At 61.3% G+C, this 26676-nt stretch carries 25 protein-coding genes and 2 pseudogenes; 13 read left to right on the top strand and 14 right to left on the bottom strand.

Annotated elements, in window-relative coordinates; all coding sequences use genetic code 11:
- Positions 1 to 16 precede the first annotated feature (16 nt).
- From ACKUG4_RS24660 to ACKUG4_RS24645, 4 genes are all read left to right on the top strand, one after another.
- Positions 17 to 694: a DUF1028 domain-containing protein gene (locus ACKUG4_RS24660; RefSeq protein WP_445435024.1), complete on the top strand. Its 678-nt coding sequence runs from the start codon at positions 17 to 19 to the stop codon at positions 692 to 694.
- Positions 691 to 1839 carry an acetylornithine deacetylase gene (gene argE / locus ACKUG4_RS24655; RefSeq protein ID WP_445435023.1) on the top strand — a complete coding sequence of 383 codons (1149 nt, stop codon included), beginning with the start codon at positions 691 to 693 and terminating at the stop codon, positions 1837 to 1839. Before ACKUG4_RS24660 ends, argE begins: the two co-directional genes overlap by 4 nt.
- A gap of 289 nt (positions 1840 to 2128) precedes the next feature.
- A complete protein-coding gene (locus ACKUG4_RS24650) occupies positions 2129 to 3544 on the top strand; it encodes a purine-cytosine permease family protein (protein ID WP_445435022.1) in 1416 nt (471 codons plus the stop codon).
- Positions 3545 to 3643: 99 nt separating this feature from the next.
- The gene (locus tag ACKUG4_RS24645) at positions 3644 to 4267 is read left to right on the top strand and encodes a glutathione S-transferase family protein (protein ID WP_085610573.1); all 624 of its coding nucleotides are present in this window, start codon (positions 3644 to 3646) and stop codon (positions 4265 to 4267) included.
- Positions 4268 to 4273: 6 nt separating this feature from the next.
- Here the strand turns inward: ACKUG4_RS24645 and ACKUG4_RS24640 are convergent, their stop codons facing one another.
- Entirely contained in the window at positions 4274 to 4771 is a 498-nt protein-coding gene (locus ACKUG4_RS24640) for a winged helix-turn-helix transcriptional regulator (protein ID WP_085648408.1), read from the bottom strand.
- A gap of 99 nt (positions 4772 to 4870) precedes the next feature.
- Between ACKUG4_RS24640 and ACKUG4_RS24635 the strand changes: the two genes are divergently transcribed.
- Both ACKUG4_RS24635 and ACKUG4_RS24630 read left to right on the top strand, forming a co-directional pair.
- Positions 4871 to 5509 (top strand): cysteine hydrolase family protein, encoded by a 639-nt coding sequence (locus ACKUG4_RS24635; protein WP_085610575.1) that lies wholly within the window; start codon positions 4871 to 4873, stop codon positions 5507 to 5509.
- The gene (locus tag ACKUG4_RS24630) at positions 5506 to 7071 is read left to right on the top strand and encodes an aldehyde dehydrogenase (NADP(+)) (protein WP_445435021.1); all 1566 of its coding nucleotides are present in this window, start codon (positions 5506 to 5508) and stop codon (positions 7069 to 7071) included. Before ACKUG4_RS24635 ends, ACKUG4_RS24630 begins: the two co-directional genes overlap by 4 nt.
- Positions 7072 to 7159: 88 nt before the next feature.
- Here ACKUG4_RS24630 and ptrR read toward each other — a convergent pair whose 3' ends face one another.
- On the bottom strand, positions 7160 to 8041 hold the full coding sequence (gene ptrR, locus ACKUG4_RS24625) for a putrescine utilization regulator PtrR (RefSeq protein WP_445435041.1): 882 nt from the start codon (positions 8039 to 8041) through the stop codon (positions 7160 to 7162).
- Positions 8042 to 8144: 103 nt separating this feature from the next.
- Between ptrR and ACKUG4_RS24620 the strand changes: the two genes are divergently transcribed.
- Entirely contained in the window at positions 8145 to 9536 is a 1392-nt protein-coding gene (locus tag ACKUG4_RS24620; RefSeq protein ID WP_445435020.1) for an aldehyde dehydrogenase family protein, read from the top strand.
- Between the two features lie 49 nt (positions 9537 to 9585).
- On the opposite strand, the gene ACKUG4_RS24615 is transcribed toward ACKUG4_RS24620, so the two are convergent.
- Both ACKUG4_RS24615 and ACKUG4_RS24610 read right to left on the bottom strand, forming a co-directional pair.
- On the bottom strand, positions 9586 to 11118 hold the full coding sequence (locus tag ACKUG4_RS24615) for an MFS transporter (RefSeq protein WP_445435019.1): 1533 nt from the start codon (positions 11116 to 11118) through the stop codon (positions 9586 to 9588).
- A gap of 76 nt (positions 11119 to 11194) precedes the next feature.
- On the bottom strand, positions 11195 to 12025 hold the full coding sequence (locus ACKUG4_RS24610; RefSeq protein WP_445435018.1) for an oxidoreductase: 831 nt from the start codon (positions 12023 to 12025) through the stop codon (positions 11195 to 11197).
- Between the two features lie 130 nt (positions 12026 to 12155).
- Between ACKUG4_RS24610 and ACKUG4_RS24605 the strand changes: the two genes are divergently transcribed.
- On the top strand, positions 12156 to 13061 hold the full coding sequence (locus tag ACKUG4_RS24605) for a LysR family transcriptional regulator (RefSeq protein ID WP_445435017.1): 906 nt from the start codon (positions 12156 to 12158) through the stop codon (positions 13059 to 13061).
- 6 nt (positions 13062 to 13067) lie between these two features.
- Here ACKUG4_RS24605 and ACKUG4_RS24600 read toward each other — a convergent pair whose 3' ends face one another.
- The gene (locus ACKUG4_RS24600; protein ID WP_445435016.1) at positions 13068 to 14237 is read right to left on the bottom strand and encodes an acetyltransferase domain-containing protein; all 1170 of its coding nucleotides are present in this window, start codon (positions 14235 to 14237) and stop codon (positions 13068 to 13070) included.
- Positions 14238 to 14352: 115 nt separating this feature from the next.
- Positions 14353 to 17382: a D-2-hydroxyglutarate dehydrogenase YdiJ gene (gene ydiJ / locus ACKUG4_RS24595; RefSeq protein ID WP_445435015.1), complete on the bottom strand. Its 3030-nt coding sequence runs from the start codon at positions 17380 to 17382 to the stop codon at positions 14353 to 14355.
- Between the two features lie 159 nt (positions 17383 to 17541).
- Between ydiJ and ACKUG4_RS24590 the strand changes: the two genes are divergently transcribed.
- On the top strand, positions 17542 to 18426 hold the full coding sequence (locus tag ACKUG4_RS24590; RefSeq protein WP_445435014.1) for a LysR substrate-binding domain-containing protein: 885 nt from the start codon (positions 17542 to 17544) through the stop codon (positions 18424 to 18426).
- Between the two features lie 108 nt (positions 18427 to 18534).
- Here ACKUG4_RS24590 and ACKUG4_RS24585 read toward each other — a convergent pair whose 3' ends face one another.
- On the bottom strand, positions 18535 to 19809 hold the full coding sequence (locus tag ACKUG4_RS24585; RefSeq protein WP_445435040.1) for a glucarate dehydratase family protein: 1275 nt from the start codon (positions 19807 to 19809) through the stop codon (positions 18535 to 18537).
- Between the two features lie 51 nt (positions 19810 to 19860).
- Positions 19861 to 21201, bottom strand: a pseudogene (locus ACKUG4_RS24580) (MFS transporter); the annotation flags it as partial.
- A 122-nt stretch (positions 21202 to 21323) separates the two neighbouring features.
- Here ACKUG4_RS24580 and ACKUG4_RS24575 point away from each other — a divergent pair.
- Complete coding sequence (locus tag ACKUG4_RS24575) at positions 21324 to 22223, top strand: LysR family transcriptional regulator (protein WP_007950480.1); 900 nt, start codon at positions 21324 to 21326, stop codon at positions 22221 to 22223.
- A 142-nt stretch (positions 22224 to 22365) separates the two neighbouring features.
- Here the strand turns inward: ACKUG4_RS24575 and ACKUG4_RS24570 are convergent, their stop codons facing one another.
- On the bottom strand, positions 22366 to 22971 hold the full coding sequence (locus ACKUG4_RS24570) for a DUF6338 family protein (RefSeq protein ID WP_445435013.1): 606 nt from the start codon (positions 22969 to 22971) through the stop codon (positions 22366 to 22368).
- A gap of 240 nt (positions 22972 to 23211) precedes the next feature.
- Here ACKUG4_RS24570 and ACKUG4_RS24565 point away from each other — a divergent pair, with 240 nt between their 5' ends.
- Entirely contained in the window at positions 23212 to 23490 is a 279-nt protein-coding gene (locus ACKUG4_RS24565) for a Rho-binding antiterminator (protein WP_064597351.1), read from the top strand.
- A gap of 54 nt (positions 23491 to 23544) precedes the next feature.
- Here the strand turns inward: ACKUG4_RS24565 and ACKUG4_RS24560 are convergent.
- Both ACKUG4_RS24560 and ACKUG4_RS24555 read right to left on the bottom strand, forming a co-directional pair.
- Positions 23545 to 23748, bottom strand: a pseudogene (locus ACKUG4_RS24560) (NAD(P)/FAD-dependent oxidoreductase); the annotation flags it as partial.
- Between the two features lie 83 nt (positions 23749 to 23831).
- Positions 23832 to 24167 carry a hypothetical protein gene (locus ACKUG4_RS24555; protein ID WP_064597355.1) on the bottom strand — a complete coding sequence of 112 codons (336 nt, stop codon included), beginning with the start codon at positions 24165 to 24167 and terminating at the stop codon, positions 23832 to 23834.
- 176 nt (positions 24168 to 24343) lie between these two features.
- Here ACKUG4_RS24555 and ACKUG4_RS24550 point away from each other — a divergent pair, with 176 nt between their 5' ends.
- Positions 24344 to 24583 (top strand): hypothetical protein, encoded by a 240-nt coding sequence (locus ACKUG4_RS24550; protein WP_007950501.1) that lies wholly within the window; start codon positions 24344 to 24346, stop codon positions 24581 to 24583.
- Positions 24584 to 24642: 59 nt separating this feature from the next.
- Here the strand turns inward: ACKUG4_RS24550 and ACKUG4_RS24545 are convergent, their stop codons facing one another.
- Positions 24643 to 24831, bottom strand: a complete 189-nt coding sequence (locus tag ACKUG4_RS24545; RefSeq protein WP_064597356.1) for a hypothetical protein — start codon at positions 24829 to 24831, stop codon at positions 24643 to 24645.
- 197 nt (positions 24832 to 25028) lie between these two features.
- Here ACKUG4_RS24545 and ACKUG4_RS24540 point away from each other — a divergent pair, with 197 nt between their 5' ends.
- On the top strand, positions 25029 to 25391 hold the full coding sequence (locus ACKUG4_RS24540) for an NUDIX hydrolase (RefSeq protein WP_039766972.1): 363 nt from the start codon (positions 25029 to 25031) through the stop codon (positions 25389 to 25391).
- Between the two features lie 3 nt (positions 25392 to 25394).
- Here ACKUG4_RS24540 and ACKUG4_RS24535 read toward each other — a convergent pair whose 3' ends face one another.
- Positions 25395 to 25637, bottom strand: coding sequence for a DUF1652 domain-containing protein (locus ACKUG4_RS24535; protein WP_011334667.1), 243 nt, complete (start codon positions 25635 to 25637; stop codon positions 25395 to 25397).
- A 123-nt stretch (positions 25638 to 25760) separates the two neighbouring features.
- The gene (locus ACKUG4_RS24530; protein ID WP_445435012.1) at positions 25761 to 26660 is read right to left on the bottom strand and encodes a polysaccharide deacetylase family protein; all 900 of its coding nucleotides are present in this window, start codon (positions 26658 to 26660) and stop codon (positions 25761 to 25763) included.
- Between the last annotated feature and the right edge of the window lie 16 nt (positions 26661 to 26676).

The following is a 26676-nucleotide window of genomic DNA, read 5'->3' as shown; positions in this document are numbered from 1 at the left end:
CGAAAGGAGGCCACACATGACATTTTCCATCGCCGCCCGTTGCCCCGAAACCGGTCAGTTCGGCATCGCCATCAGTTCCTCCAGCATCGCCGTCGGCGCACGCTGCCCGTGGCTGTTGCCGGGGGTCGGCGCGGTGTCGAGCCAGAACATCACTCTGCCGTCGCTCGGCCCGGAAGTGCTCGCCCTGATGGAGCAAGGTCTGGCGCCCGAGACGGCGCTGGATAGGGTGCTGACCCGCAACGGCTACAGTCAGTACCGGCAGATCACGGCGATCAATCACCTCGGCCAGACCGCGCATTTCAGCGGCGCGCAGACCCTCGGCGTGCACAACGCCGTGTCGGGCGAGCAATGCGTGGCGGCGGGCAACATGCTCGCCGGGCGCTCGGTGATCGAAGCCATGGTCAGCGCGTTCGAGGACGGCGAAGGCCAACTGGCCGATCGCCTGATCAAGGCCTTGCACGCCGCCCAGGCCTTGGGCGGTGAAGCGGGCCCGGTGCATTCGGCGGCCGTGGTCGTGGTCGGTGAGCTGACCTGGCCCATCGTCAACCTGCGGGTGGACTGGGCCGATGAGGACCCGATCGGCCAACTGCAAAAACTGTGGGACGCCTATCGTCCGCAGCTTCAGGACTACATTGACCGCGCCCTCGATCCGGCCAAGGCGCCGGGTTATGGAGTTGCCGGAGACGACCGATGAGCAACAGCGTCGCGTTGCTCAAGACGCTGGTGGGGTTCGATACCACCAGCCGCGAGTCCAACCTGCAATTGATCGAGTTCGTGCGCAACTACCTCGAAAGTTTCGATGTGCCGTGCGAACTGATCTACAACGATGAGCGCAGCAAGGCCAATCTGTTTGCCACGATCGGCCCCGCCGATCAGCCGGGCATCGTGCTGTCGGGGCACACCGATGTGGTGCCGGTCGATGGCCAGCCGTGGACGCTGCCGCCGTTCGAACTCAGCGAGCGCGACGGCAAGCTTTACGGGCGAGGCACGGCGGACATGAAAGGCTACATCGCCTGCGTGCTGGCGCTGGTGCCGTCATTGATCGAAGCACCTTTGCGCCTGCCGGTGCACATCGCCCTGTCCTACGACGAAGAGGTTGGTTGCCTCGGCGTGCGCTCGTTGCTCAAGGTGCTGGAGCAACGTCCGGTCAAACCGCTGCTGTGCATCATCGGCGAGCCGACCGAACTCAAACCGGTGCTCGGGCACAAGGGCAAACTGGCGATGCGCTGCGATGTCCAGGGTCACGCCTGTCACTCGGCTTACGCGCCACTTGGGGTCAACGCCATCGAATGCGCCGCCGAGCTGATCGGCGAGCTGGGACGCATCGGTCGACAGCTCAAGGATGAACACCTCGACCCGCGTTTCGACCCGCCGTATTCCACGGTGCAAACCGGCGTGATCGGCGGTGGCAAGGCGTTGAACATCGTCCCCGCCGATTGCCGTTTCGACTTCGAAATCCGTGCCCTGCCCTCGCAGGACCCGGCGTTGGTCGCGCAGCAACTCAAGGCCTACGCCGAACAGCAAATGCTGCCGCGCATGCGAGCCGTCAGCGAGCAGAGCGATATCCGTTTCAGCGAACTGTCGGCGTATCCGGGGCTGGCGACGGATGCCCGAAGCCAGGCTGCGGAACTGATCGCCACGTTCTGCGGCTCGGACGATTTCGGCACCGTGGCCTTTGGCACTGAAGGCGGATTGTTCGACGCGGTGGGGATTCCCACGGTGGTGTGCGGCCCCGGCAGCATGGATCAGGGCCACAAGCCGGACGAGTTTGTCAGCCTCGAACAGCTCAAGGCCTGCGATGAAATGCTGCAACGGATGCTGGCTTCGATTCGCCTCTGAAAAAACCGGTCTGGCTGCTGGAGTCATGTCCGCAGCCGAGCCGCAGGATCACCGACAGACAGCTGCTCCGATGGAGGTCAGCTGCGTTGTCGCTCATGGCGCTGAAACGCCCGCAACAGAGCGTTTTCAGCTGACCGGAGAGCCTCGTTTTTTTAACGCCTGAAGCAACAAAACTACTAATTTATCTCTGCCCTTTCCTTGCCCATGATCACCCCAACAAGAAATGCGCCGTCCGTGCCGGCGCTCATTGAAGTACGTACACGTACTCGTCCTTGCCTTGGAGTTCGTCATGACCACCTCTGCATCAACGTCTGCACCGCTCATTGAAAAACACACGATCGGCTACGTGCCGCCCGAAGATCGCCACGGAAAGGTTCGGGATCTGTTCACCCTCTGGTTCGGCGGCAACATCGCGCCGCTGCCCATCGTCACCGGCGCCCTCGGCGTGCAGCTGTTTCACCTGAACCTGGTGTGGGGCATCGTCGCCATTCTGGTCGGCCATCTGGTCGGCGGTGTGCTGATGGCGCTGCACTCGGCGCAAGGCCCGCAGATGGGCATCCCGCAGATGATCCAGAGCCGCGCACAATTCGGTTCCCTTGGCGCACTGCTGGTGGTGTTGATTGCCGGCGTCATGTACATCGGCTTCTTCGCCTCCAACATCGTGCTCGCCGGCAAGTCCCTGCATGGCGTGGTCGACAGCGTTCCAGTGCCCGTCGGCATCGTCATCGGTGCGCTGGGTTCGGGGATCATCGGGATCATCGGTTACCGCTTCATCCACGTGCTCAACCGCATCGGCACCTGGGTGCTGGGGATCGGCATCGTGATCGGTTTCAGCTACATTCTCACCCACATCCAGACCGATGATTTCCTCACGCGCGGCAGCTTCAACATTTCCGGCTGGCTCGCCACCGTGTCGCTGGCGGCGCTGTGGCAGATCGCGTTTGCGCCTTACGTGTCGGACTACTCGCGTTACCTGCCGGCGAACGTGCCGGTGGCGGCGACCTTCTGGACGACCTATCTGGGATCGGCGCTGGGCTCGAGCCTGTCGTTCGTGTTCGGCGCCGTCGCCGTGCTGGCAACCCCGGTGGGCATGGACACCATGGACGCGGTGAAACTCGCCACCGGTGCCATCGGCCCGCTGATGCTGGTGCTGTTCCTGCTCAGCGTCATCAGCCACAACGCCCTCAACCTGTACGGCGCGGTGCTGTCGCTGATCACGCTGGTGCAGACCTTTGCCTACCGCTGGATTCCAACTGCCAAGAGCCGCGCAGTGATTTCGATCATCGTGCTGCTGGCCTGCTGTTTCGCTGCGGTCGGCGCCTCGGCGGACTTTATCGGCCACTTCGTCGACATGGTGCTGGTGTTGTTGGTCGTACTGGTGCCGTGGACCGCGATCAACCTGATCGACTTCTACGCCATCCACAAAGGCCAGTACGACATCGGCTCGATCTTCCAGGTCGATGGCGGCATTTACGGCCGTTACAACCCGCAGGCCCTGCTGGCCTATGCGATCGGCATTGCGGTGCAGATTCCATTCATGAACACGCCGCTATACGTCGGGCCGGTGTCGGCGCACATCAACGGCGCGGACCTGTCGTGGCTGGTTGGCTTGCTGGTGACTTCGCCGCTGTATTTCTGGCTGGCGACCCGTGACAGTGCTTATCGTCGGCGGCTGACCTCCGGAAAACTGGCGGGCAGTCTCTGAGATTGACTCGATGCACCAACAAGGCCCGCCATTCGCGGGCCTTCTGCTTTGCGTTGTGCTATTTCTTTACGCCCGACGACAACCGGAGATGGAAATCCAATGCTGCGAATTCTGGGCAAAGCCTCATCGATCAATGTGCGCAAAGTGCTGTGGACCTGTGCTGAACTGAATCTTCCCTTCGAACGCGAAGACTGGGGCTCAGGTTTTCAATCAACGTTGACGCCGCAGTTTCTCGCACTCAATCCCTGCGCGATGGTGCCGGTGATTCAGGACGATGACTTCACGCTGTGGGAATCGAACTCGATCATTCGCTACCTGGCGTCGCGCTACGGCGGCGAGCAACTTTACCCGAGCGAGGCGCGTGCCCGCGCGCGGGTGGATCAATGGATCGACTGGCAGGCTTCGGAGCTGAACAAGTCGTGGTCGTACGCGTTCCTTTCGCTGGTGCGCAAGTCACCCGCGCATCAGGACAGCGTTGCTCTTGCGGCCGGTTGCCGAGAGTGGGCAAGGCACATGGAGATCCTCGACCGGCAGCTGCAAAAAACCGGCGCCTATGTCAGCGGCGAGCAGTTTTCCCTCGCCGACATCCCTATCGGCCTGTCGGTCAATCGCTGGTTCGAGACGCCGCTGGAGCATCCGCACCTGCCCGCAGTGAGCGCTTATTACGAACGCCTGAGCCAACACCCCGCTTACCGATTGCACGGACGAAATGGCACGCCGTGATTTCAGTCATTTGTTTTTGAACGCCTCACGCCGCGCCTGTCGTTCCGCGGCGTACGCCTCTTGCGGCTGGCTGATCAAATCCTCACGGCGCAACACTTCACCGCAGTGATCGCACATCGGTCCGAGGCCGGCGCTGTGGTTGCAGTTCTTGTGGGTCATGTTCACCGCCAGCCCCTCCTCCGGCGATTTGCACCAGGTCTCGCCCCAGGCGCGCAGCGCGATCACCACCGGGTAAAACGCCTCACCCTTTGCGGTGAGGTGGTACTCGTAGCGTTTCGGCCGCTCGTTGTACAAGCGGCGCTCGACCAGTCCGTCCGCCTCCAGGCTTTTCAGACGGGCGGCGACCATCTGCGGCGTGCCGCCGGTCTGCGCCAGGATCTCGTCATAGCGATGGCTGCCCATGAACAATTCGCGCAAAACCAGCACCGTCCAGCGGTCGCCGACGATCGCCTCGGCCCGGGAAATCGGGCACAGGGTCTCAGGAAGACTATCGTTTACAGCCATCAGGGCTTGCCTCTTATACAGTTACTATGATTACCATATCAACACGATGCGGGAACAAGCCCTGAGCATCGATCACTCTCATTGCCGGAGTACATCGTCATGTCGAAACCTCTTTATCCGCTCGACAGAACCGCCTACCTGCTGGTCGATCCATACAACGATTTTCTCTCCGAGGGCGGCAAGATCTTTCCGCTGCTCAAACCGATGGCCGAGCAGAACGGACTGCTCGACAACCTGCGCAAACTCGATCACGCCGTGCGGGCCCTGCCGATTCCGGTGGTCATCGTACCGCATCATCGCTGGGTCAAAGGCGACTACGAGAACTGGGATCACCCAACCCCTACCCAACAAAAGATCATGCACATGCACCACTTTGCGCGCGGCGAATGGGGCGGTGAATGGCACCCGGATTTCGCACCGAAGGACGGCGACATCGTGGTTCAGGAACACTGGGGCTCCAGCGGTTTCGCCAACACCGACCTGGATTTTCGCCTGAAACAGCAAGGCGTCACCCACGTGATCATCGTCGGCCTGCTGGCCAACACCTGCATCGAAGCCACCGCGCGCTATGCATCGGAACTCGGCTATCACGTCACGCTGGTGCGCGATGCGACCGCCGCGTTCAAAGAGGAAATGATGCACGCCGCCCACGAACTCAACGGCCCGACCTTCGCTCATGTCATCACCACCACGGACGAACTGATCGCCACTCTTCAGTCGCAAGGTGAAACGAAATGAGTCTGACCGGCCACCTGCTGATCGGCGCCGCTGACGTCCCCGCTACCGAGGGCACGATGAAGGCGCTGAATCCGGCAACCAACACGCTGATCGAGCCGGAATTCGCCTTCGGTGGTACGGCCCAGGTCGATCAGGCGGCTACCCTCGCCGACGCGGCATTCGACACCTACAGCCACACCTCGCTGGCAGAACGTGCGGCGTTTCTCGAAAGCATCGCCGACAACCTCGACGCCGTCCGTGAGGAACTGGCCGCCCGCGCTGCCCTGGAAACCGGTCTGCCTCAGGCTCAACTGGAAGGCGAAGCCACCAAAGCTGCGACCCAGTTTCGCCAGTTCGCCGAGGTGGTGCGCAAGGGGCGCTTCCTGCAGCTGGCAATCGACCCGGCACAGCCGGAGCGTCAGCCGCGACCCCGAATGGATCATCGCCTGCAGAAAGTCGCCATCGGCCCGGTGGCAATCTTCGGTGCGAGCAATTTTCCGATCTCCTATTCGGTGGCCGGCGGCGACACTGCGTCGGCACTCGCGGCCGGGGCGACGGTGATTCTCAAGGCGCATAACGCGCATCCCGGTGCATCGGAAATTCAGGCGCGCGCCATCCGCAAAGCGGTGCAGTCGCATGGCTTGCATGAAGGCGTTTTCTCCATGGTGCGCGGTGGTGGTAACGCCATCGGTGAAGCGCTGGTCGATCATCCTTTGATTAAAGCGGTGACCTTCACCGGTTCAGAGGTGGGCGGCATGGCGCTTTATCGCCGCGCTCAATTGCGGCCTGATCCGATCCCGGTGTTTACCGAAATGACCAGCGTCAACCCGACCTTCATTTTGCCCGCCGCGCTGGCCGCGCGTGGCAGTGAGATCGGCGATGGCTTTGTCGAGCGGATGCTGGTGAATGTCGGCCAAGCCTGCCTGTGTCCATCGATCCTGATCGCGGTCGAGGGCGAAGGTCTGCAAGCGCTGCGTAGCGCCATGATCAAGCGAGTCAACGAAGCGTCGGCGCGTACGATGCTGACGCCGGGGATTCACGGTTCATACGTCAAAGGGCTGGTGGCAATGGAAAGCGCGGGGGCGAATCTGGTGGCGGTTGGCGCGCCGACGGATGGCCCGTTTGAAGGCCGCTCGGCGTTGCTGGAAGTCAGTGGCCAGCACTTTCTCAACGAAACCGCACTGGCCCATGAAGTGTTCGGCCCGGCTGCACTGCTGGTGACGGTCAGCGATGAGGAAGAACTGCTGGCAGTTGCCCGTTCGTTCAAGGGCCAACTGAGCGCAGCCATTCACCTTGAAGACCGCGATCTGGATCTGGCCCGGCGTCTGCTGCCGATCCTCGAGCGCCGCACCGGACGCATCGTGGTCAACGCCTTCGCCCACCCGCAGGAAGTGACCTTCGCCACCGTACACGGCGGGCCGTTCCCGGCCACTTCGGACAGCCGCTTCACCTCGGTCGGCATGACCTCGATCGAGCGCTTTTTGCGGCCGGTGGCGTATCAGGGCTTTCCCGATGCATTGCTGCCGGAGGTGTTGCGCGACGCCAATCCACTCGACCTGCCCCGCAGCATCGACGGCCAATGAAAAATGCCCGGTTCGGCGAATCACCGAACCGGGCACGCTTTTCAATCAAATGAGCAGGTCTTCATGGAGAAGACCCGAACCCAGAGCGTCAATTCTCTTCTGCACGCACCACACCGCGCTCCTCCAGTAAACGCACAAACATGCTCAGACTGCGCGAAACCGTACCCCGCCGCCATACCAGCCACGTCGTCAGAAAGCGGAAATCCGCCGCCAGCGGCCATACGCTGACCGTCGCGCAGCCGGGCATGCTTTGCAGCATGCTGCGCGGCATCAAAGCTAGGCCGGCACCCGCACTGACGCAGGCGAGCATGCCGTGATAGGACTCCATTTCGAAGATCTTGCCGGGCACCGCAGCGTCGGTGCTGAACCATTTTTCGAAGTGATGGCGATAGGAGCAGTTCGAGCGGAAGGCATAGATGTTCTCGCCGTTCACGTCCGCCGCGCGCTCGATCGGCCCGTGATGGAGCGGCGAGATGATGACCATTTCTTCTTCGAACGCCGGAATGCCTTCCAGCGCCGGGTGCAGGACCGGGCCGTCGACGAACGCGGCCGCCAGGCGCCCGGAAAGCACACCGTCGATCATCGTCCCGGACGGCCCGGTCGACAGGTCCAGATCAACCTTCGGGTGTTGCTGGTTGTAGGTCGCCAGCAAACCGGGAATCCGCACCGCCGCCGTACTTTCCAGCGACCCCAGCGGGAAAGCGCCTTGCGGTTCCTCGCCGGCCACCGTGGCGCGGGCTTCCTGTACCAGGTCGAGAATGCGTCGCGCGTACTCGAGAAAACTCCAGCCCGCCGGTGACAGGCGCAAGCGGCTTTTCTCACGGATGAACAGGTCGACGCCCAGGTCCTCCTCCAACTGCTTGATGCGCGTTGTCAGGTTCGACGGCACGCGATGGATCTGCGCCGCCGCCGCACTGATGCTGCCGTGCTCGGCAACGGCCTTGAAGATTTCCAGTTGCACCAGATCCATCATCATTCTCCAATCGTGAAAGAAACGCTCTTTATTATTCAGTTTCCAGAAATCAAACGCCACCCTACTCTGAGCGCATCCACTGACCTCGCAGGACGATGCCATGAGCCCGATTTCCAGCCAGACCCACGCCATCTCGATCAACCCCGCCACGGGCGAGCAGATCGGTCACTACGCTTTCGAATCCGCCGAAGCCCTCGATGCTGCGCTGACCCGCGCGGCGTTCGGCTTCAACAAGTGGAAACGCAAACCGCTGCAGGATCGCTCCCGCGCCCTGACCGCGCTGGCCGGCGCCCTGCGGGACAGCAGCGAAGCCATGGCGACCATGATCACCCGGGAAATGGGCAAGCCGATCGCCCAGGCCCGTGGCGAAATCGAGAAATGCGCCAAGCTCTGCGAGTGGTACGCCGAACACGGCCCGGCCATGCTCAACGCCGAAGCGACGCTGGTCGAAGGCGGCAAGGCGCGCATCGAGTACCGTCCGCTCGGCCCGATCCTCGCCGTGATGCCGTGGAACTTCCCGATCTGGCAAGTGCTGCGCGGCGCCGTCCCGGCACTGATCGCCGGCAACACCTACGTGCTCAAGCATGCGCCGAACGTGATGGGCAGCGCCTATCTGTTGCGCGACGCCTTCACCCGCGCCGGTTTTGCCGATGGCGTGTTCGAAGTGATCAACGTCACCCCGGAAGGCGTTTCGACCGCCATTGCCGATTCGCGCATTGCCGCCGTAACGCTGACCGGCAGCGTCCGCGCCGGCATGGCCATCGGTGCACAGGCCGGTGCGGCGCTGAAGAAATGCGTACTGGAACTGGGCGGTTCCGATCCGTTTATCGTGCTCAATGACGCCGATATCGACGAGGCCGTGCAAGCGGCGGTGATCGGTCGTTACCAGAACTCAGGGCAAGTTTGCGCCGCCGCCAAACGCCTGATCATCGAAGAAGGCGTGGTCGAAGAATTCACCCGCAAATTCGTCGAAGCCACCCGCCAGTTGAAGATGGGCGATCCATTGTCCGCCGACAACTACATCGGCCCGATGGCCCGTTTCGACCTGCGTGACGAACTCGATCAACAAGTGCGCGACACCCTCGAAGAAGGCGCCACCCTGCTGCTCGGCGGCGGCAAAGTAGAGGGTTCGGGCAACTACTACGAGCCGACCGTACTGGCCGACGTCACCGACCGCATGACTTCGTTCAAGCAGGAACTGTTCGGCCCGGTGGCCTCGATCATCACCGCTCGGGATTGCGCTCACGCCGTGGCCCTGGCCAACGACAGCGAGTTCGGCCTGACCTCCACGATCTACACCGCCAACGTCGCCCTGGCCCAGCAATTGACCAGCGAACTGGAAACCGGTGGTGTGTTCATCAACGGTTACTCCGCCAGCGACCCGCGCGTGACCTTCGGCGGCGTGAAGAAAAGCGGTTTCGGCCGCGAGCTGTCGCACTTCGGCGTTCGCGAGTTCTGCAATGCGCAGACGGTATGGCTGGATCGCCGCTGATCCAATGAAAGAAAGCCCGGAAGCGTTTTGCGCTTCCGGGCTTTTTCATTTATGTCGCAGCCTGTTGGGGTTCCGACACCGTCCGATCTTTGCTTAATAGCCCCAGCACCACAGCCGCCGACACCAGGGTGATGATCGTCAGGATGTGCAGCAGATACTGGAACGCCGAAGCGTAACCTTGAACCAGACGCTCATTGGCCAGGTCCGGAACCGTGTTGATCGCATGCGCCATGTCACCGGTGGTTACCCGGTGCGCGGTCTGCGCAATCAGCGCGGCGTCTGCACCGCTGGCCACTGACTGCAGATCGGTATGCAGCAGCGAGGCAAGAATCGCCGCCACGCTGGCCAACGCAATCCCCTCACCCGCCACCCGCACCGTGTTGAATATCCCGGCCGCCATACCGGCGCGCTCTTTCGGCACCACGCTGACCGACAGTCCATCCATCAAGCCCCACGGCAGACCCGCGCCGATTCCGATCAATACCATCGGCACCACCAGCGCAAATTTCGGCTCGCCGACGTTGTACAGGCTCAGCCAGTGCAGCCCCACGGCGGCAATCAAAAAACCCACGCCCGACAAGACTCCCGCCGAAACAAAACGAGTCATGGACGCCGCAAGCATCGGCACCACCAACATCGGCGCCGACAGCGCCAGCAACAGCAGACCGGCATCGATTTCACTCAAGCCTTCGACGCCGATAAACCGCAGCGGCAGCATGACCACCAGCACGATGTAGCAATAGCAGGTGCCGATCGGCAGCATCTGCACGCCGACGAAGCGCGGAAAGCGGAAGAGCGTCAGATCGAGCATTGGACGTTTGACGCGCATTTCGATGAAGACGAACAGCGCCAGCAACAACGTCGAAGCACCCAGCAGACCAACCACCAACGGACTGCCCCAACCGCTCTCGGGTGCCTGAATCACACCGAACGTAAACAGCGCCAGCATCGAACTGAATGTCACGGTGCCCGCCCAGTCGAGACCGCTGGCGTCGGGGTCGCGGGTTTCGCGCATGCGCGGCAGACCGAAGACCATCGCGATCACACCGATCAGCGCGGTGAACACAAAGATCGCGCGCCAGTTGAACGCCTCGATCAACGCTCCGGCCACCAACGGGCCGAACGCGAGACCGATACCAAACGTGGTGCCGAGCATGCTGTACGCACGGGTGCGCGCATGACCTTCGAATTCCTGCGCCAGCGCCGCCGAACCACTGGCCAGAGCCGCCGCACCGGCCACGCCCTGAACCGCTCGCAATACGTCGAGCCAGAACACCGAAGGTGCCAGGCTCTGGGCAATCGACGCCGCGGTGAACAACAACATGCCGGCGGTGAACAAGCGCTTGCGTCCATAGACATCGGCCAACGCCCCCGCCGCCATCAGCAGACTGCCGAACGACAACATGAACGCATTGGTGATCCAGGTCAGCGCCACCGGGCTGCCGCCCAGGTCACGGCCAATGGCCGGCGTCGCCACCGCGCCACCGGTAAAACTTAACGGAAGGACCAGCGCCGACAGGCAAATGGCGGCGAGGATCAGCAGCTTGTCGCGCGCGTCCGTGTGTTGGGAGACGTTTGTCATGATTTCATCCAATGAAAAGAAAATCAGGCTGCGATCAATAGAGCGCAGCCTGCGATAGCTTCAACGAGGGGCTAGGTCAGTCCTTGAAATCCGTGGATAACGCCAGCTCATTCCACTCGGCCAACTCCTGCGCCACCAAACGATTCTTCGCTTCGATCCGTGCAACCGTGTCGCTGCCCAGCGCCAGCCGCTGCGGCGGGTTCGGCGCATTGACCAGCGCCAGAATCGCTTCGGCAAACTTCAGCGGATCGCCCGGTTGCGCATGGTTGGCAGCTTCGGCAAACGTGCGCATCTTGCCAACGGTTTCGTCGTAGTCCGGCAGCACCAGCGCGGTCTTGATCAGCGATTGCTCGTCCAGGAAGTCGGTGCGGAAGAAGCCCGGTTCGACCACCGTGGCATGAATGCCCAGCGGCGCCAGTTCCTGATGCAGCGCTTCGCTGATGCCTTCCACTGCGAACTTGGTCGAGCCGTAAACACCCCAGCCCACGTAGGCCTGATAACCGCCAATCGACGAGATGTTGATGACCCGTCCGCTGCGCTGGGCGCGCATGTGTGGCAGGACGGCGCGGGTGACGTTCAGCAGGCCGAACACGTTGGTGGCGAACAGGCGCTCGGTTTCGCTGGCGCTGGTTTCTTCGACGGCGCCCAACACGCCAAAGCCGGCATTGTTGATCAGCACGTCGATGCGGCCGAAGCGCTTGATGCCCTGTGCCACCGCTTGATGGGCTTCCTCTTCGCGGGTGACGTCCAGCCGCACCGCCAGCAGGTTCGGATGTTCGCCGAGGCGGTCGGTGATGTCTTGCGGGTTGCGGGCGGTGGCAATCACTGCGTCAGCGGTACGCAGGGCCTGTTCGGCGATAAGGATGCCAAAACCACGGGAAGCTCCGGTAATCAGCCAGGTACGCATATCAACTCCTCCTGTCGGTGACCCTGGCGAGATTGCCGGGCCTTCCTGATGAGTTGAGTCGACTTTAAAGCCGTGCTACTGATGTGATAATCCCAGCAAATTTGCATGACTTTGTGAAAGGTGTTCACAAATGAAAAACCCGTCCACGGCGGATCTGTCGATCTTTCTTTGCATCGCCCAGCACCTGAATTTCAGCCGTGCAGCGGTGGATCTGGGCCTGACACCGTCGGCGCTGAGCCATTCATTGCGCGCTCTGGAAAATCGCCTGGGCGTGCGTCTGTTCAATCGCACCACTCGCAGTGTGGCGCTGACCGAAGCGGGCGAGCGGTTATATGCGCGGCTGAAACCGGCGTTTCGCGACATCGACGACGCGCTCGAAGACCTCAATCACTTTCGCGACAAACCTTCCGGCAACCTGCGCATCACTGCGGGGCGCCAGGCCTGCGAACTGGTCCTGCTACCGATTGCCGGGGCGTTCCTTCAGGCCTATCCGGACATCCGCCTGGAAGTGGTCGAAAGCGATGCGCTGCTGGATATCGTCGCCGCCGGTTTTGATGCCGGGGTGCGGTTCGGCAATCGGCTGGAGGCGGACATGGTGTCGCTGCCGATCGGCCCGAATCTGCGTTCAGTGGTGGTCGGCTCACCCGGCTTTTTCGAACTACATCCCGCGCCACAGAAACCTGAAGACCTGCATGCCCTTCCCTGCATTCGACATCGGTTCCCGAGCGGTTCGATGTACCGCTGGGAATTCGAACGGGGTGGTATAGAACAGGAAATCGAGGTCAACGGCCCGCTGACCCTGGGCGATGTCAGCTTGATGGTCGGCCCGGCGTTGCAGGGCTTGGGACTGGCGTATGTGTTCGAGGATATGGCCCGCGAGCATTTGGCGAGCGGGCGGCTGGTGCAGGTGCTGGCGGATTGGTGTCCGTACTATCCCGGCCTGCATTTGTACTACCCGAGTCGGCGCCACGTACCGGCGCCGCTCAAGGCGTTTATCGACTTCGCTCGCCATGCCCGCGATGGCAAAACGGGCTGAGCCGTTCTACAGATACTTCAGCCAGGCAATGTCGCGACGCCGGGCCTTCAATGCCGAAAACCAGCGCACGGCCGGGAACAACGCGACCGCCAGCACCATCGCCGCCAGCCACACCGCCGTCACCGACGAGAAACCGAAATACGTGCCCTGATTAAGCCCGAACAGCGCCACGCCAATCAGGTACAGCACCTTCAGCGCATACAGGTGCAGCAGGTAAAAAAACATCGGTGCCGAACCGAACACCGTCAGCCAGCGAATCCAGCGTCGATCCTGTGCGCGTTCGAACACCAGCAACAGCAACAGTCCGACACTCACCGTCAATGTGATGAACAACAGCGACGGCGGGTATTTGGTGATGTTGAAAAAACTCATCAGGGTTTGCACACCGCTGTCACCGAAGGCCCAGGGTTTCTCGCCGTAACCGTTGACCAGCCGCAGGGCCACGAACCCCAGCAGCCCGGCGATGCCACCGATCAACAAACGGCGCTGACGCACCCCGGCATCGGCCGCACGAGCGAACCACGGCCCCAGCGCGTAACCCAACCCGATCACGCCGATCCACGGCAACAACGGGTACGAGGTGCGCAGACGCAAGGTCTCGCCCGCCTCGATCCAGCCCCGGTCATGCAGGATCGCCCACGGTATGTGCAGCGCCGACTCCGCTGCGAAGTGCAGTCCGTCGAGCAGATTGTGCCCGGCGATGATCGCCAGGCTCAGCGTCAACAACAGCCAGCGTGGCAGCCAGACCAGCAGCGACAGCGCGATCATGCTCAGGCCGATCGCCCAGATCACTTGCAGGTAGATCACAGTCGGTGGCAGCTGGAATGTCCAGGCGAAATTCACCAGGGTGAATTCAAGCGCCACCAGAAACAAACCGCGCTTGAACAGAAAGGCACTGACGTCAGCCTTGCCGGCGTACTTTTCCCCGAACAACCACGCCGATAAGCCGGTCAGCAGCACAAACACCGGCGCGCACAGATGCGCCAGGGTGCGACTGAAGAACAGCGCCGGTTCCGTGCTGGCGATGTCCATCGGGTCGGTGACCTGACGATGCAGCAGAAAGGTTTCGCGCACGTGGTCGAGCAACATGAACAGAATCACCAAGCCACGCAGCGCATCAATGGACAGCAACCGGCCAGTGGCCGAGGGGGCAGAACGGGGAACCGCAATCGTCATGGAAGTATCGCAATCGAAAGGTTGATCGATGCAGCCGCCCGAAAGCGGCCGTAAAATTTGCGTTACCTTATAACATGAAAAACCGATCCAATCGCTAGCGGTTCTCAAACAGCGATCACGCGGTGCGCAGGGTTTCCAGCACGACCTGCAACGGATGGCGCAACTGTCGATCGGCCTGGCGCTTGACCTGACTGCGGCAGGAATAGCCGGTGGCCAGTGCTTCGCCCTTCTCCAACGGCGCCTCGATCTGCTTCGCCCAGGATTGCTCGTAAATCACTGCCGAGGTTTCGCGATTGCGCGCTTCGTGTCCGTAAGTGCCGGACATGCCACAGCAACCTGTGGCCTGAGTCGCGAGCTTCAGGCCGACACGCTCGAATACTTGCTCCCACTGCCGAGTGGCAGCCGGAGCGTTGGTTTTTTCGGTGCAGTGCGCCAGCAGGCGGAAGGTTTCGTCGCGGCGCGTTCCGACTTGCTCCGGCATGACCTTGAGCAGCCACTCCTGCACCAGCGCCACCTCCGGGCATTGCTCCATCCCCGGCACTTTCAGATATTCCTGGCGATAGACCAGGGTCATGGCCGGGTCGAGCCCTACCAACGGCACACCGATCTCGGCCAGCGCGCGCAATTGCCCGGCATTGCGCAACGCCGCGCGGTTGAACGCCGAGAGGAAACCCTGCACATGCAGCGGCTTGCCGTTGGCACTGAACGGTGCCAGGTAGACCTGATAGCCGAGACGCGAAATCAGCTCGATCAGATCCGCCAGCAACGGCGCCTCGAAATACCGGGTGAAGGCGTCCTGCACCAGCACCACGCTGCGTTCGCGCTGGGCTGCAGTCAGCGCCGACAACACCTCGACCGACGCCGGCTGAACCTGCCAGCGACGCATAGCCGCGTGGAAATCGAAACGGCTGAGCAACGGCACATCGACCATGCCGCCAAGACGTTCGATCAAGCGCCGGCTGAACGAGGCGCCCATCAAGCCGTTATAGAGAAACGGAATCCGCGCCATGTACGGAATCGTGTACTCCAGTGAAGCAATCAGATAATCCCGCGCCGGCCGCAGATAACGGGTGTGATACAGCTCCAGAAACCGCGAACGGAAGTCCGGCACGTTGACCTTCACCGGGCACTGCCCCGCGCAGGACTTGCACGCCAGGCACCCGGCCATGGCGTCGTACACCTCGTGGGAGAAGTCCTGTTCCTGCGCACGGCTGTTGCGCCAGCGCTGCAGCAACGTGCTGAAAAACGGCGGACGGCGACTGGCATCGGCCAACACGTCGACCCCTGCCTCGCCCTGCAACCGCAGCCATTCGCGAATCAGCGAAGCGCGGCCCTTCGGCGATTGCGCACGCTGGCGGGTGGCTTTCCACGACGGGCACATGGCGTCGTCGGGATCAAAGTTGTAGCAGGCGCCGTTGCCGTTGCAGTGCATGGCCGCGCCGTAGTCCTGCCAGACTTTTTCGTCGATCTGCCGATCGAGTTCGCCGCGCAGGGTCACTTCGTCGATCTTCAGCAATGCCGCGCCGGGAATATTCGGCGTGGCGATCTTGCCCGGATTGAACTGGTTGAACGGATCGAACGCCGCCTTCAGGGCCTGCAGCGCCGGGTACAAGTCGCCGAAGAAGGCCGGCGCATATTCCGAGCGCAGGCCCTTGCCGTGTTCGCCCCACAGCAGGCCGCCGTAACGCTGGGTCAGCGCGGCGACGCCGTCCGAAACGGGACGCACCAGTGCGGCTTGCTGTGGGTCTTTCATGTCGAGAATCGGCCGTACGTGCAGCACGCCGGCATCGACGTGACCAAACATGCCGTACTGCAATTGGTGGCTGTCGAGCAGGTCGCGCAACTCGGCGATGTACTCGGCCAGGTGTTGTGGCGGCACGGCGGTGTCTTCGACGAACGGCTGCGGCCGCGCTTCACCGGCGACGTTGCCGAGCAAACCCACCGCGCGTTTGCGCATGCCGTAGACGCGATTCACCGCCGCATGCCCGACGGCCAGCGTATGCCCCAGGCGCTCGACCGTGGCGTCGTTGCCCAAGTGCTGGACGAAGGCTTCGACCCGGCGTTGCAGCTCCTCGGGATCGTCGCCGCAGAACTCCACCAGGTTGATCCCCAGCGTCGGCCGCTCGGCGCTTTCCGGAAAGTACTCGGCGACGCCGTGCCAGACGATGTCCTGCATCGCCAGCAACAGCACTTTGGAGTCGACGGTTTCAATCGACAGCGGCTTGAGCGCCATCAGCGCACGGGCATCGCGCAAGGCATCCATGAAGCCGGCGTAGCGAATGTTCACCAGCATCGTGTGCTTGGGGATCGGCAACACGTTGAGTTTGGCCTCGACCACAAACCCCAGCGAACCCTCGGCGCCGCACAGCACGCTGTTGAGGTTGAAACGGTTGTCGGCCTCGCGCAGGTGCGCCAGGTCGTAGCCGGTCAGGCAGCGATTGAGATCGGGGAAGGTTTCCCGGATCAGCTCGCCCTGCTCATCAATGATCTGCCGCGCGCAGCGATACACTTCGCCGGCCCGACCCTCGCGAGCACACTCCGCTGTCAGCTCGCTTTCTTCCAGCGGGCGACCGTGCAAGCGCTCGCCACCGCGCAGGACCATGTGCAGTTCCAGCACGTGGTCGCGGGTCTTGCCGTAGGTGCAACTGCCCTGGCCGCTGGCGTCGGTGTTGATCATGCCGCCGACCGTAGCGCGGTTGGAGGTCGACAGTTCCGGGGCGAAAAACAGCCCGGCGGATTTCAGGGCGGCGTTCAGTTGATCCTTCACTACGCCGGCCTGCACCCTTACCCAACGCTGTTCAACGTTGATTTCGAGAATGCGGTTCATGTGCCGCGACAGGTCGACGACGATACCATCGGTCAATGACTGGCCGTTGGTGCCGGTGCCGCCACCGCGAGGGGTGATCACCACTTTCTGGTAGGCCGGTTCGGCGATCAGGCGTGCCAGCAGCGCCACGTCGTCGGCGTCACGCGGGAATACCGCCGCCTGCGGCAAGCGTTGATAGATCGAGTTGTCGGTGGCCAGCACCACGCGGCTGGCGTAGTCGGCACTGATTTCGCCGCGAAAACCGCTGGTTTCAAGGGCTTTGAGAAACTGTTGGTAGTCGGTATTCAACGTGGTGGAAGGCGACAGCTGAGCAATCATCGGAAGTGCAATCTCGGTCAAAAACGGGCCGTGTGGCGGTGAACAGTTGTGCGCAATGAATGATTGCGTCACGCTCCCGCCATCTCATAGGCCTTATATTCATTGCAGAGCGATGCCGGGACAACCGTAAAATCGACCCGCAATCCATGACTAAAACGAATGAATCCGCGAACCCTTACTCCCTCGATGTCGTTGCTGCTGGCGTTTGAAGCCGCTGCACGCCATGAAAGCTACACCCGCGCCGCTCACGAACTGTCGCTGACTCAGAGTGCGGTCAGCCGTCAGGTGCAAATCCTGGAAAAGATGCTCGGCATGCGCCTGTTCAGCCGCGAAGGACGGCGAGTGATCCTCACTGACGTCGGGCGCATGTATCAGCGCGAACTGTCCGAAGCCCTCGGCCAGATCCGCAGCGCGACGTTGCAGGCCATGGCGTTTGGTTCGGGAATCCACAGCCTGCGCCTGGCGACCTTGCCGACCTTCGGCTCGAAATGGCTGCTGCCACGCTTGAAGGATTTCTACACTGCCCACCCCGGCATGACTGTGCACCTGCATTCACGCATCGAAACCATCGACTTCGACACCAGCGAAATCGACGCGGCGATTTGTGTCGGCGGCGGTGACTGGCCGGGGCTGACCGCCCACCGCTTGCACACTGAAGAACTGGTGGTGATCGCCAGTGCGCAGCTGACCGATGCCGAACGTCTAGCGGCCGACAAGGATATCGCCGGGCAACTGCTGCTCAACGTCAGCAGCAACGCCCAGGCCTGGTCCGAGTGGTTCAGTCATCACGCCCTGCCCCATCGCAGCATGCGCATCGGCCCGAGTTTCGAGATGACCTCGCACCTGATTCAGGCCGTGCGCGCCAATATCGGTATCGGGCTGGTGCCGAGGATTCTGGTGGAGGATGAATTGCGCAACGGTGATTTGCTGCAACTGGGCGAACCGATCAGCAGCCGGCGCAGCTATTACCTGGTGTACCCGGCGCGTAATGAATCGCTGGCGTCGCTGAAGGCGTTTCGCGACTGGTTGATGCGCACGCTCTGAATCTCTACATCGCCAGATCAATTGCCATCGCGAGAAGGCTCGCTCCCACAGAGATCAATATTCCAATGTGGGAGCGCGCCTGCTCGCGATGGCGCCAGACCCGTGAACTCAGAACCGCGGCTTAACTGCTTTCCAGTCCGGCTTGTAGCGCTGCATCTGTCGCACATCATCGCGCTGGCGGATGCCGCAGGTCAGGTACTGATCATGCAGTTTGCCCAGTTGATCGTGATCCAGCTCCAGCCCGAGGCCCGGTGCGCGAGTGATCTTCACGCAGCCATCGACAATCGGCAGTTTGCCGCCCTTGATCACTTCTTCATCCGGTTCCTGCCACGGGTAATGGGTGTCGCAGGCGTAGTCCAGATTCGGCACAGCCGCCGCTACGTGAGCCATCGCCATCAGGCTGATGCCCAGGTGTGAATTGGAATGCATCGACACGCCGAGGCCGAAGGTATCGCACATTTTTGCCAGCGTCTGGGTGTCGCGCAGGCCGCCCCAGTAATGGTGATCGGCGAGGACAATCTGCACGCTGTTCAGCGCGACGCTGCGTCGGAACTCGTCGAAATCGGTGACCACCATGTTGGTCGCCAGCGGCAGCCCGGTGCGTTTGTGCAGTTCGGCCATGCCGTCGAGGCCCGGCGTCGGATCCTCGTAATACTGCAGATCATCACCCAGCAACTCGGCCATGCGGATCGAGGTTTCCAGCGACCAGTTGCCGTTGGGATCGATGCGCAGCGGATAACCGGGAAAGGCCTTTTTCAGCGCCTTGATGCACGCCACTTCGTGTTCCGGCGGCAACGTGCCGGCCTTGAGCTTGATGCTCTTGAAACCGTACGCCTCGATCATCCGCGCGGCCTGGGCGACGATCTGCTGCTCGTTCAGCGCCTCACCCCAGTTGTCCGGCTTGTACGGTGAATCGACGTGTTGCGCGTACTTGAAAAACAGATAGGCGCTGAACGGTACTTCATCGCGCACCGCACCGCCCAGCAGATCCACCAGCGGCACATTCAAGTAGCGGGCCTGCAAGTCGAGGAACGCCACTTCAAACGCCGAATATGCGTTGCTCACCGCTTTACTGGCGTGGGAACCAGGGGCGAGTTCAGCACCGGCCAGACTGGCCGGTTTGTTGGCAGCGACCGTGGCCTGAACGATCCGACGCAACTGATTGAGATTGAACGGATCGAGGCCGATCAACTGCGACTGCAACTGTTGCTGGATCGCCAGCGCCGGGGCATCGCCATAGCTTTCGCCGAGGCCGATGTAGCCGTTGTCGCTTTCGATCTCGATGATCGAGCGCAGGGCGAACGGTTCGTGGATGCCACTGGCGTTGAGCAGCGGCGGATCACGGAAGGCAATCGGAGTGACGGTTACGCGAGTGATTTTCAAAATGACGCTCCTGTTGAGTCGGAACCAGTGGCTCGCCACCGGATTGGCCGGCGGCGCGACGGCGGTTTCGGGTTCAGGCTTTGCCGGGGTTTTGCCTTTGGCGCCGGGCGCCATGCGGGCAAAGAAGATCACCACTGCTGCCACCAGCGAAGTTGCGGCCAGGCCATACAGGCCGCCTTCTATGGAGCCGGTGGTCTGTTCCAGGAAACCGAACGCGGTCGGCGCAACGAAGCCACCCAGATTGCCGATGGAGTTGATCAGCGCGATCACCGCCGCCGCGATGCGCGCATCCAGGTAGCTTTGCGGAATCGGCCAGAACAGCGCCGAGGCAGCTTTGAAACCAATAGCCGCGAAACAGATGGCGACGAAAGCGAAAATCGGCCCGCCGGTGGTGGACATGAACATGCCGAACGCGGCGATCACCAGGGTCAGCGCGACCCACGCCTGCTGGAATTTCCACTTGCCGGCCAGCGCCGCAAAGCCGTACATCGCGACGATGGAAATGATCCATGGCACCGAGTTGAGCAACCCGACCTGGAAGTCGCCGAGATTGCCCATCTTCTTGATCATGCTCGGCAGCCAGAAAGTGGCGCCGTAGATGGTCAGGGCGATGGAGAAGTAGATGAAGCAGAACAGTGCGATCTGCCGGTCCGCCAGCAGTTTGAACATCGATGGTTTGGCGGCGTGAGTTGCTTCGCGGGCGCGCTGCTCTTCAGCGATTGCCGTCACCAGCGCTTCACGCTCCTCCTCGCTTAGCCACTTGGCCTGACGCGGATGGGATTGCAGCCAGAACCAGACAAACCCGCAGAGCACTACCGACGCGGCACCTTCGATCAGGAACATCCACTGCCAGCCGTGCAGGCCCAGACCGCTGATATGCAACAGCGCACCGGACACCGGACCGGAAATTACCGAAGCGATTGCCGAGCCGCTGAGAAACACCGCCATGGTCTTGCCGCGCTCAGAGGCCGGCAGCCATTGGGTGAAGTAATAAATGATCCCCGGGAAGAACCCGGCCTCGGCAGCGCCCAGGATGAAGCGCAGCACGTAGAAACTGGTTTCGCCTTTGACGAACGCCATGGCCATCGCCGCTGCGCCCCAGGTGAACATGATCCGCGTCAGCCAGGCGCGGGCGCCATAGCGCTGAAGAAGCATGTTGGACGGCACTTCAAACAAGGCGTAACCGATGAAAAACAAACCGGCACCAAGGCCATAGGCAGCAGCGCCGATACCCAGATCGGTTTCCAGATGACTTCGCACGAAGCCGATGTTGACCCGGTCGATGTAGTTGACGATGAACATCACCACGAACAACGGCAGCACATGGCGCTTGACCTTGGCGGCGGCGCGGGCGAGTACCGTGATGTCCGGCGGACTCTGGAGGGTTTTCAAGGGGCGACTCCCGATCTTTGTTTTTGTAGGGATGGCCTGTTCAGGCGTAGAGCGATCATGGACGGGGGTGATTGATCCCGTCTAATCTAACTTGGCATTCGATTGATACCTGGATTAGATCAATGTTCGAACTGACCCAATTGCGCTGCTTCACCACCGTCGCCACCGAACTCAACTTCCGCCGCGCTGCCGAGCGGTTGAACATGACGCAGCCACCATTGAGCCGGCAGATCCAGTTGCTGGAACATCACCTGGGCGTCGAACTGTTTACCCGCAGCACGCGCAGTGTGGCGCTCACCGCTGCCGGCCGCGCATTCTTCATCGAGGCGCAGAACCTGCTCGAGCGCGCCCAGCAAGCCGCCGTCACCGCCCGGCGTTTTGCCGAGGGCGATATCGGTTCGGTGAACATCAGTTTTGTTGGCAGCGCGGTTTATGAATTCCTGCCCAAGGTCATCGCCGAGGCGCGCCTCAAGCAGCCGCAGGTGAAGATCGACCTGACTGAAATGAACACCTACCAGCAACACGAAGCCCTGCGCGCTCGACGCATTGACCTGGGGATCGTCCGCGCGCCGTTGCTGGAGCCGGGTTACGCCACCGAATGCCTGGTGCGCGAGCCGTTTGTGCTGGCGGTGCCGAGCGGCCATCGACTGGCCGAGGCCGACGAAGTTTCAGTGAAGGACCTGGATGGGCAGCCGTTCCTGATGTATTCCCACGCGGCCTATCCGCCGTTCAACGAATTGCTCACCGGCATGCTGCGCTCGGCCCGGGTCGCCCCGGATTATGTGCAGTGGCTGGGTTCTTCCTTGACGATTCTGGCGCTGGTCAACGCAGGCATGGGCCTGGCGCTGGTGCCGCGTTGCGCGACCAGTGTGGTGTTCAGGAATGTGGTGTTTCGCGAGATCGATCTGGGCGAAGGGGTGCAGAGCGAACTGCATCTGATCTGGCGGGAGAACAACGACAACCCGGCGTTTGCGATGTTGCTGGAGGGCATTCGCCGGGCGGTGAAGGATGGATGGGGTTAGGAACGGGCTTGCGGATATGGAGGGTATTTCGGCGGTGGAGGTGCCTTTGATGCCTCGATCAACGGTTTCTCCAGCCGCTTTCCGTCCGGCCCTACAAAAAGACGCTTTATATGTGGCGGTATTGGTTGTGATGCTCTGGCGGTCATGATGAACCCTCTGAGACAGGGCTGAATTCAACCCATTTAACCCGTGTGGAATCTATCAGCAAAAATTCCGCACTAATAGGCACCTCCGTTCCATCCTCGTTGATCCAGCAGGGGTACTGCATCACAAACTGCCCGCTGGTTGACTCGGATGGCCAGTCCACCGGCCAGCCCAGGACGCGCCTTTCATCATCCAAATGCAGGGTGATAACGCGATCATATTTCGCAAATGCGCTGAACCATTGACTAGGGTAGGAAGATTGTTTCGTGACGTTTCTGCTGCGCAACCAACCATGTAACTTGCCATTCGCTGACAGGCAACAGGCCAACAACCCGAGTACCAGCGACGCAAAAAATGCCCACGACGCTTCAGCCTTCGCATCCCACTTCCCTATGGAAAACCCCTCCTCCCCCACCCACACACAAACCGCCCCAATCCCCAGCACCATGCCGTGAATCACAAACGTGAAAATCAGCGCCTGCACAATCTGGCCGAACGTATCCGGCCGCTTGAAGGCCGTCAGGGTGTAGAAAATCCAGGTCGAGACAAACCCCGGAATCAGGTACTGCAACAGCGGAATCACTTCTTTCACCAGATCATCCATGATCGGTCGCTCCTTGAATCAAAAACAATCCTCCAGAAACAGCAATGCCGGCCCGTAACGGGCCGGCATTCAAAGCCTAGTGCTCGCGGGAAAAACGCCCGCAATCAACTGTCACCGCGCATTACACTTCCCGCAGAATCTGATCCGCACCGTTCCCTGCCGCCATCAGCACCGCCGCATGAAGGTTGATGCACGAGCCGGATCGTTTCATCATCGCGCAAGGTTTCGAGGAGTAACGCCATGACCCGTTATCAGCCGTTGAACTGTGATCTGCACGACTACCTGGAAATCGCCTGCCTGCGCGGCTATCAGCTGGACATTGAGTTGGTAGACGGTCAGCGGCTGATGGCCCGGGCCGTGACCACGCGAACCAGCAGTGACAAGGAAGAATTCCTGGTGATCGAGCAACAAGGCGCGCAACAGGAAATTCGCCTCGATCAACTGCTCGCCATCACACCTCAGGAGGCCAACGCCGAGTTCGGTCGAGTGGTCCTTGCCGGAGGGGTTTGCGGAATCTGAACAAAAAAATCCCGCCCGGCATCAACCGGGCGAGATTTTCTGTGACACGCCGTTTTACGCGACGACAGGGATCATCGGATCCGCAGCCGCCAGCGCGCTGGCACGGTCAGCCGCCGGCGGGTAGATCCACTGGGTGTTGATCTGGGTCTTGAGCGACTTGCCCTCCTCCCTGACCAGTTTTACCTGGCGACCCCAGCCTTCGGTGTACACCGCGCCCCAGGCGCCGAGTTCGAGGCAGGTCACGTATTTCGGCTGGCTGTCACCGACATCTCGGACTGAACTCGATCAGCAGGCAAAAAAAGCAGAAACCGATCAGCGGTTTCTGCTTTTTTATTTCGACCTTACAGGCAATCGCGTACCGCCTTGCGCAACGATCCGGACTTCGCCCACGGCGGCCCTTGGTAAAGGGAGACACGGCTGCCGTCCTTGTACTTGACCACATCGAGAATCTCGTCGGCGGTGACGATGCTCGGTGCAGTGATCCGGTAGCCATTGGAAATTGCTGTCTGGGACGTCTTGGCAACGTCCTGCTGCCAGAGCGGCAATACACACGCGGCGTAGTCCTTGGGAGTCTTGTCGCTGGTCTTGCTGACATTCGGCTCGCCCGGCACCAGTGACGCGGGCAACGAACAACCGGCCAATGCCACCAACAGCATCCCCCCGATCAACATCCGCATGGTGATTCCTTCATCTGAAAAAACGCGAATGTACCTTGTAACTGTTCGGACATCCATCGTAGCGCTCTGCCTGTATTCCTCGTAAACCGGAACAATCAGCTCACCGACAGATGACCTTGCCCCACTCCCAAAAAATGCGACTACTCTGTTTTACCGAGAATGTTCCGGAGGTGATCATGCGGCTCAATGAATACGAACACGAACTTCAACGTGACCTGCAAAGCGTGGCATCGGACCTGAGATGGTCGGCGGTGGACCTCAAGCGCATTGCCGAGCAACTGCGCCAGTCAGGCAACGAGGCGGACGCCCAGGCGGTCCTGCGATCCTGCGAGGTGCTGCAAAGCGATGAAGAGCGCCTGCAACTGTATGCCCGGGAAGTGAAAGCCCGCGCCATCAGCCGAACCAAAGTCCACTGAACCTGACGCTGCGCACAGCAAAAAGCCCCGGACAACCGGGGCTTTCTCTTCACAGGTCGTCAGCCTGACTTGCGACCGCGCGTACGACCTTTATAGCCCGGCAGTGCGGCGGCGTACGCCAGCGCTTCCTCGCGACTGGCAAACGAAGCGAGCCGGTCACCCTGCGTGCAGACCCGCCACGGGCCGTTGTTCACGCTGAGTACGTCGTAGCCATTCATGTGCATTTTGTTCAGCATCGCCATGCTCATAGGCACCTCCTGTCTTCTAACGAACTTTTGCACCTTACACCCGCAACGCGCAGTCGTGCCGACCGGACGTCGCACCGCAGCAGCGTCAAGTCTCCGGCACTTTTAGCCTGGCCAGGCACTCAGACGCTCTAAACCGGCAACGGCCCAAATATTGCTAATTCATGACAGATTTATGACAAACGGCTATCGGGTAACACATGAAAGTACGAGCAACCGTCATCTGCGAGCAGGATCGACACATTCTCCTGGTGCGCAAACCCAGATGCCGCTGGACGCTTCCGGGGGGCACCGTCGAACCGGGAGAGACCCGCGCGCAAGCCGCCGCCCGAGAACTCAAGGAAGAGACCGGCCTGGACAGCGATGACATGCTTTATCTGATGGAGTTGCAGAACGGCAGCACCCGCCACCACGTCTACGAGGCGTCGGTGCTGAACATCGAGCAGGTTCGCCCGCTGAATGAAATCGTCGACTGCCTCTGGCACCCGCTCGATGCGGTGCAGAATCTGAACGTCAGTGACGCCACGCTGAGCATCGTCCGCGCCTTTCAACGACGCCTTTGACTCTCAGCCGGCAAACGCTCGGCGTCCGGCGCTCATTTCCGTGCGCAATTCACCGATGAAATTGGAGATGTCACGAATAGTGACCAGATGTTCAGGAGAAACACCATTGAGCAGCAACTCGACACGCCCGCTGTCGGGTTCGTAAACCTTGATCTGCAAGAGGCCTTGCGCCGTTTCGGTGCAGTCGCAATACAACGGCGAAAAGCCGGATTCGACGATGCGGCAAATATCGGCAATGGCAATCATGGTGGGCACGCCTCACAGGCGTTGGCTCGAGCGACCCGATGAGCATAGATGAGCTTTCACTGCCCCGCCCCTGCCGCCCAGTGTAAAAATTGCCAACCGCTTCACAACTTCAAATCGCGGCTCTCAATGGGCGTCATGGTCCCAGATCCAGTTCCATATTCCCGGCAGGTTCACCGGTTTCGACGACTCGCGCACCGTGCGCGCCAGCGCAGCTGTTTCCAGCGCCGCGCGATCGTCATAGAACGGTCTGCCTGCCAGTCGTACGCCGGTGGCGGCGGCACTGTCGAGCAGAATCTGCAGATACTCGCGGGTGTGGCGCGCGGTGTAGCGGTTGAGGTCATGGAAGGTCACCACTACCGGAATCACCCCGTCCACAGTGGGCAGTTCGCCAAGAGCAATCCGTTCGCGGACTTCCGACAGTTGTCGCAGCATGTTCGCCCGCCGCCGGGGGCTGGCGTTGAAGCCCCAGATCTTGCCGTCGTTGGCGCTCAGGTCGGTCAGCAACACTTGCATATGGTGCTGTTGATAGGCGGCGAAGGTACGTTTGTCGTAGTTCCAGAACGGCGGACGCAATAACGTCGGCGGCGCGCCAGTGATTGCCGCGATGTCCGCCGAACCGTTGGTCAGCGAGGTTTCGAGTTCTTGGGGATCGAGCAATCGATGATTGGTGTGCCAATGGGTGGCGGTGTGAAAGCCCAGAATGTGCCCTTCGTCATACTCGCGGCGCATGACTCGCCGACCGATCTCGCTGTTGCCCGCTCGGGGTGCGCGGGTCTGGACGAAAAACACCGCTTTGATCCCCGGTTGCAGCGGGTTGTCCTTGAGGCTGTCGAGCACGGTGTCGGTAGGATTGAAAAGACTGGAAGCGCTGGGGCCGTCATCGAAGGTCAATAGAAAGCGCACAGGCGCCTGAGTCTTGAGCCGGGCTTCGGTCTGCGCGGTCATTTCGATGGGAGCGGCGATGCATCCGGCCAACCCGACGGCTACCGCCATCGCACAGAAAAGCTTGAACCACTGTGTCATGTTTTGCCTTGAGCCC

It is taken from the genome of Candidatus Pseudomonas auctus (assembly GCF_048654275.1).
GTDB lineage: Bacteria > Pseudomonadota > Gammaproteobacteria > Pseudomonadales > Pseudomonadaceae > Aquipseudomonas > Aquipseudomonas pharyngis.
This window is presented reverse-complemented; position numbering and strand designations above follow the sequence as displayed.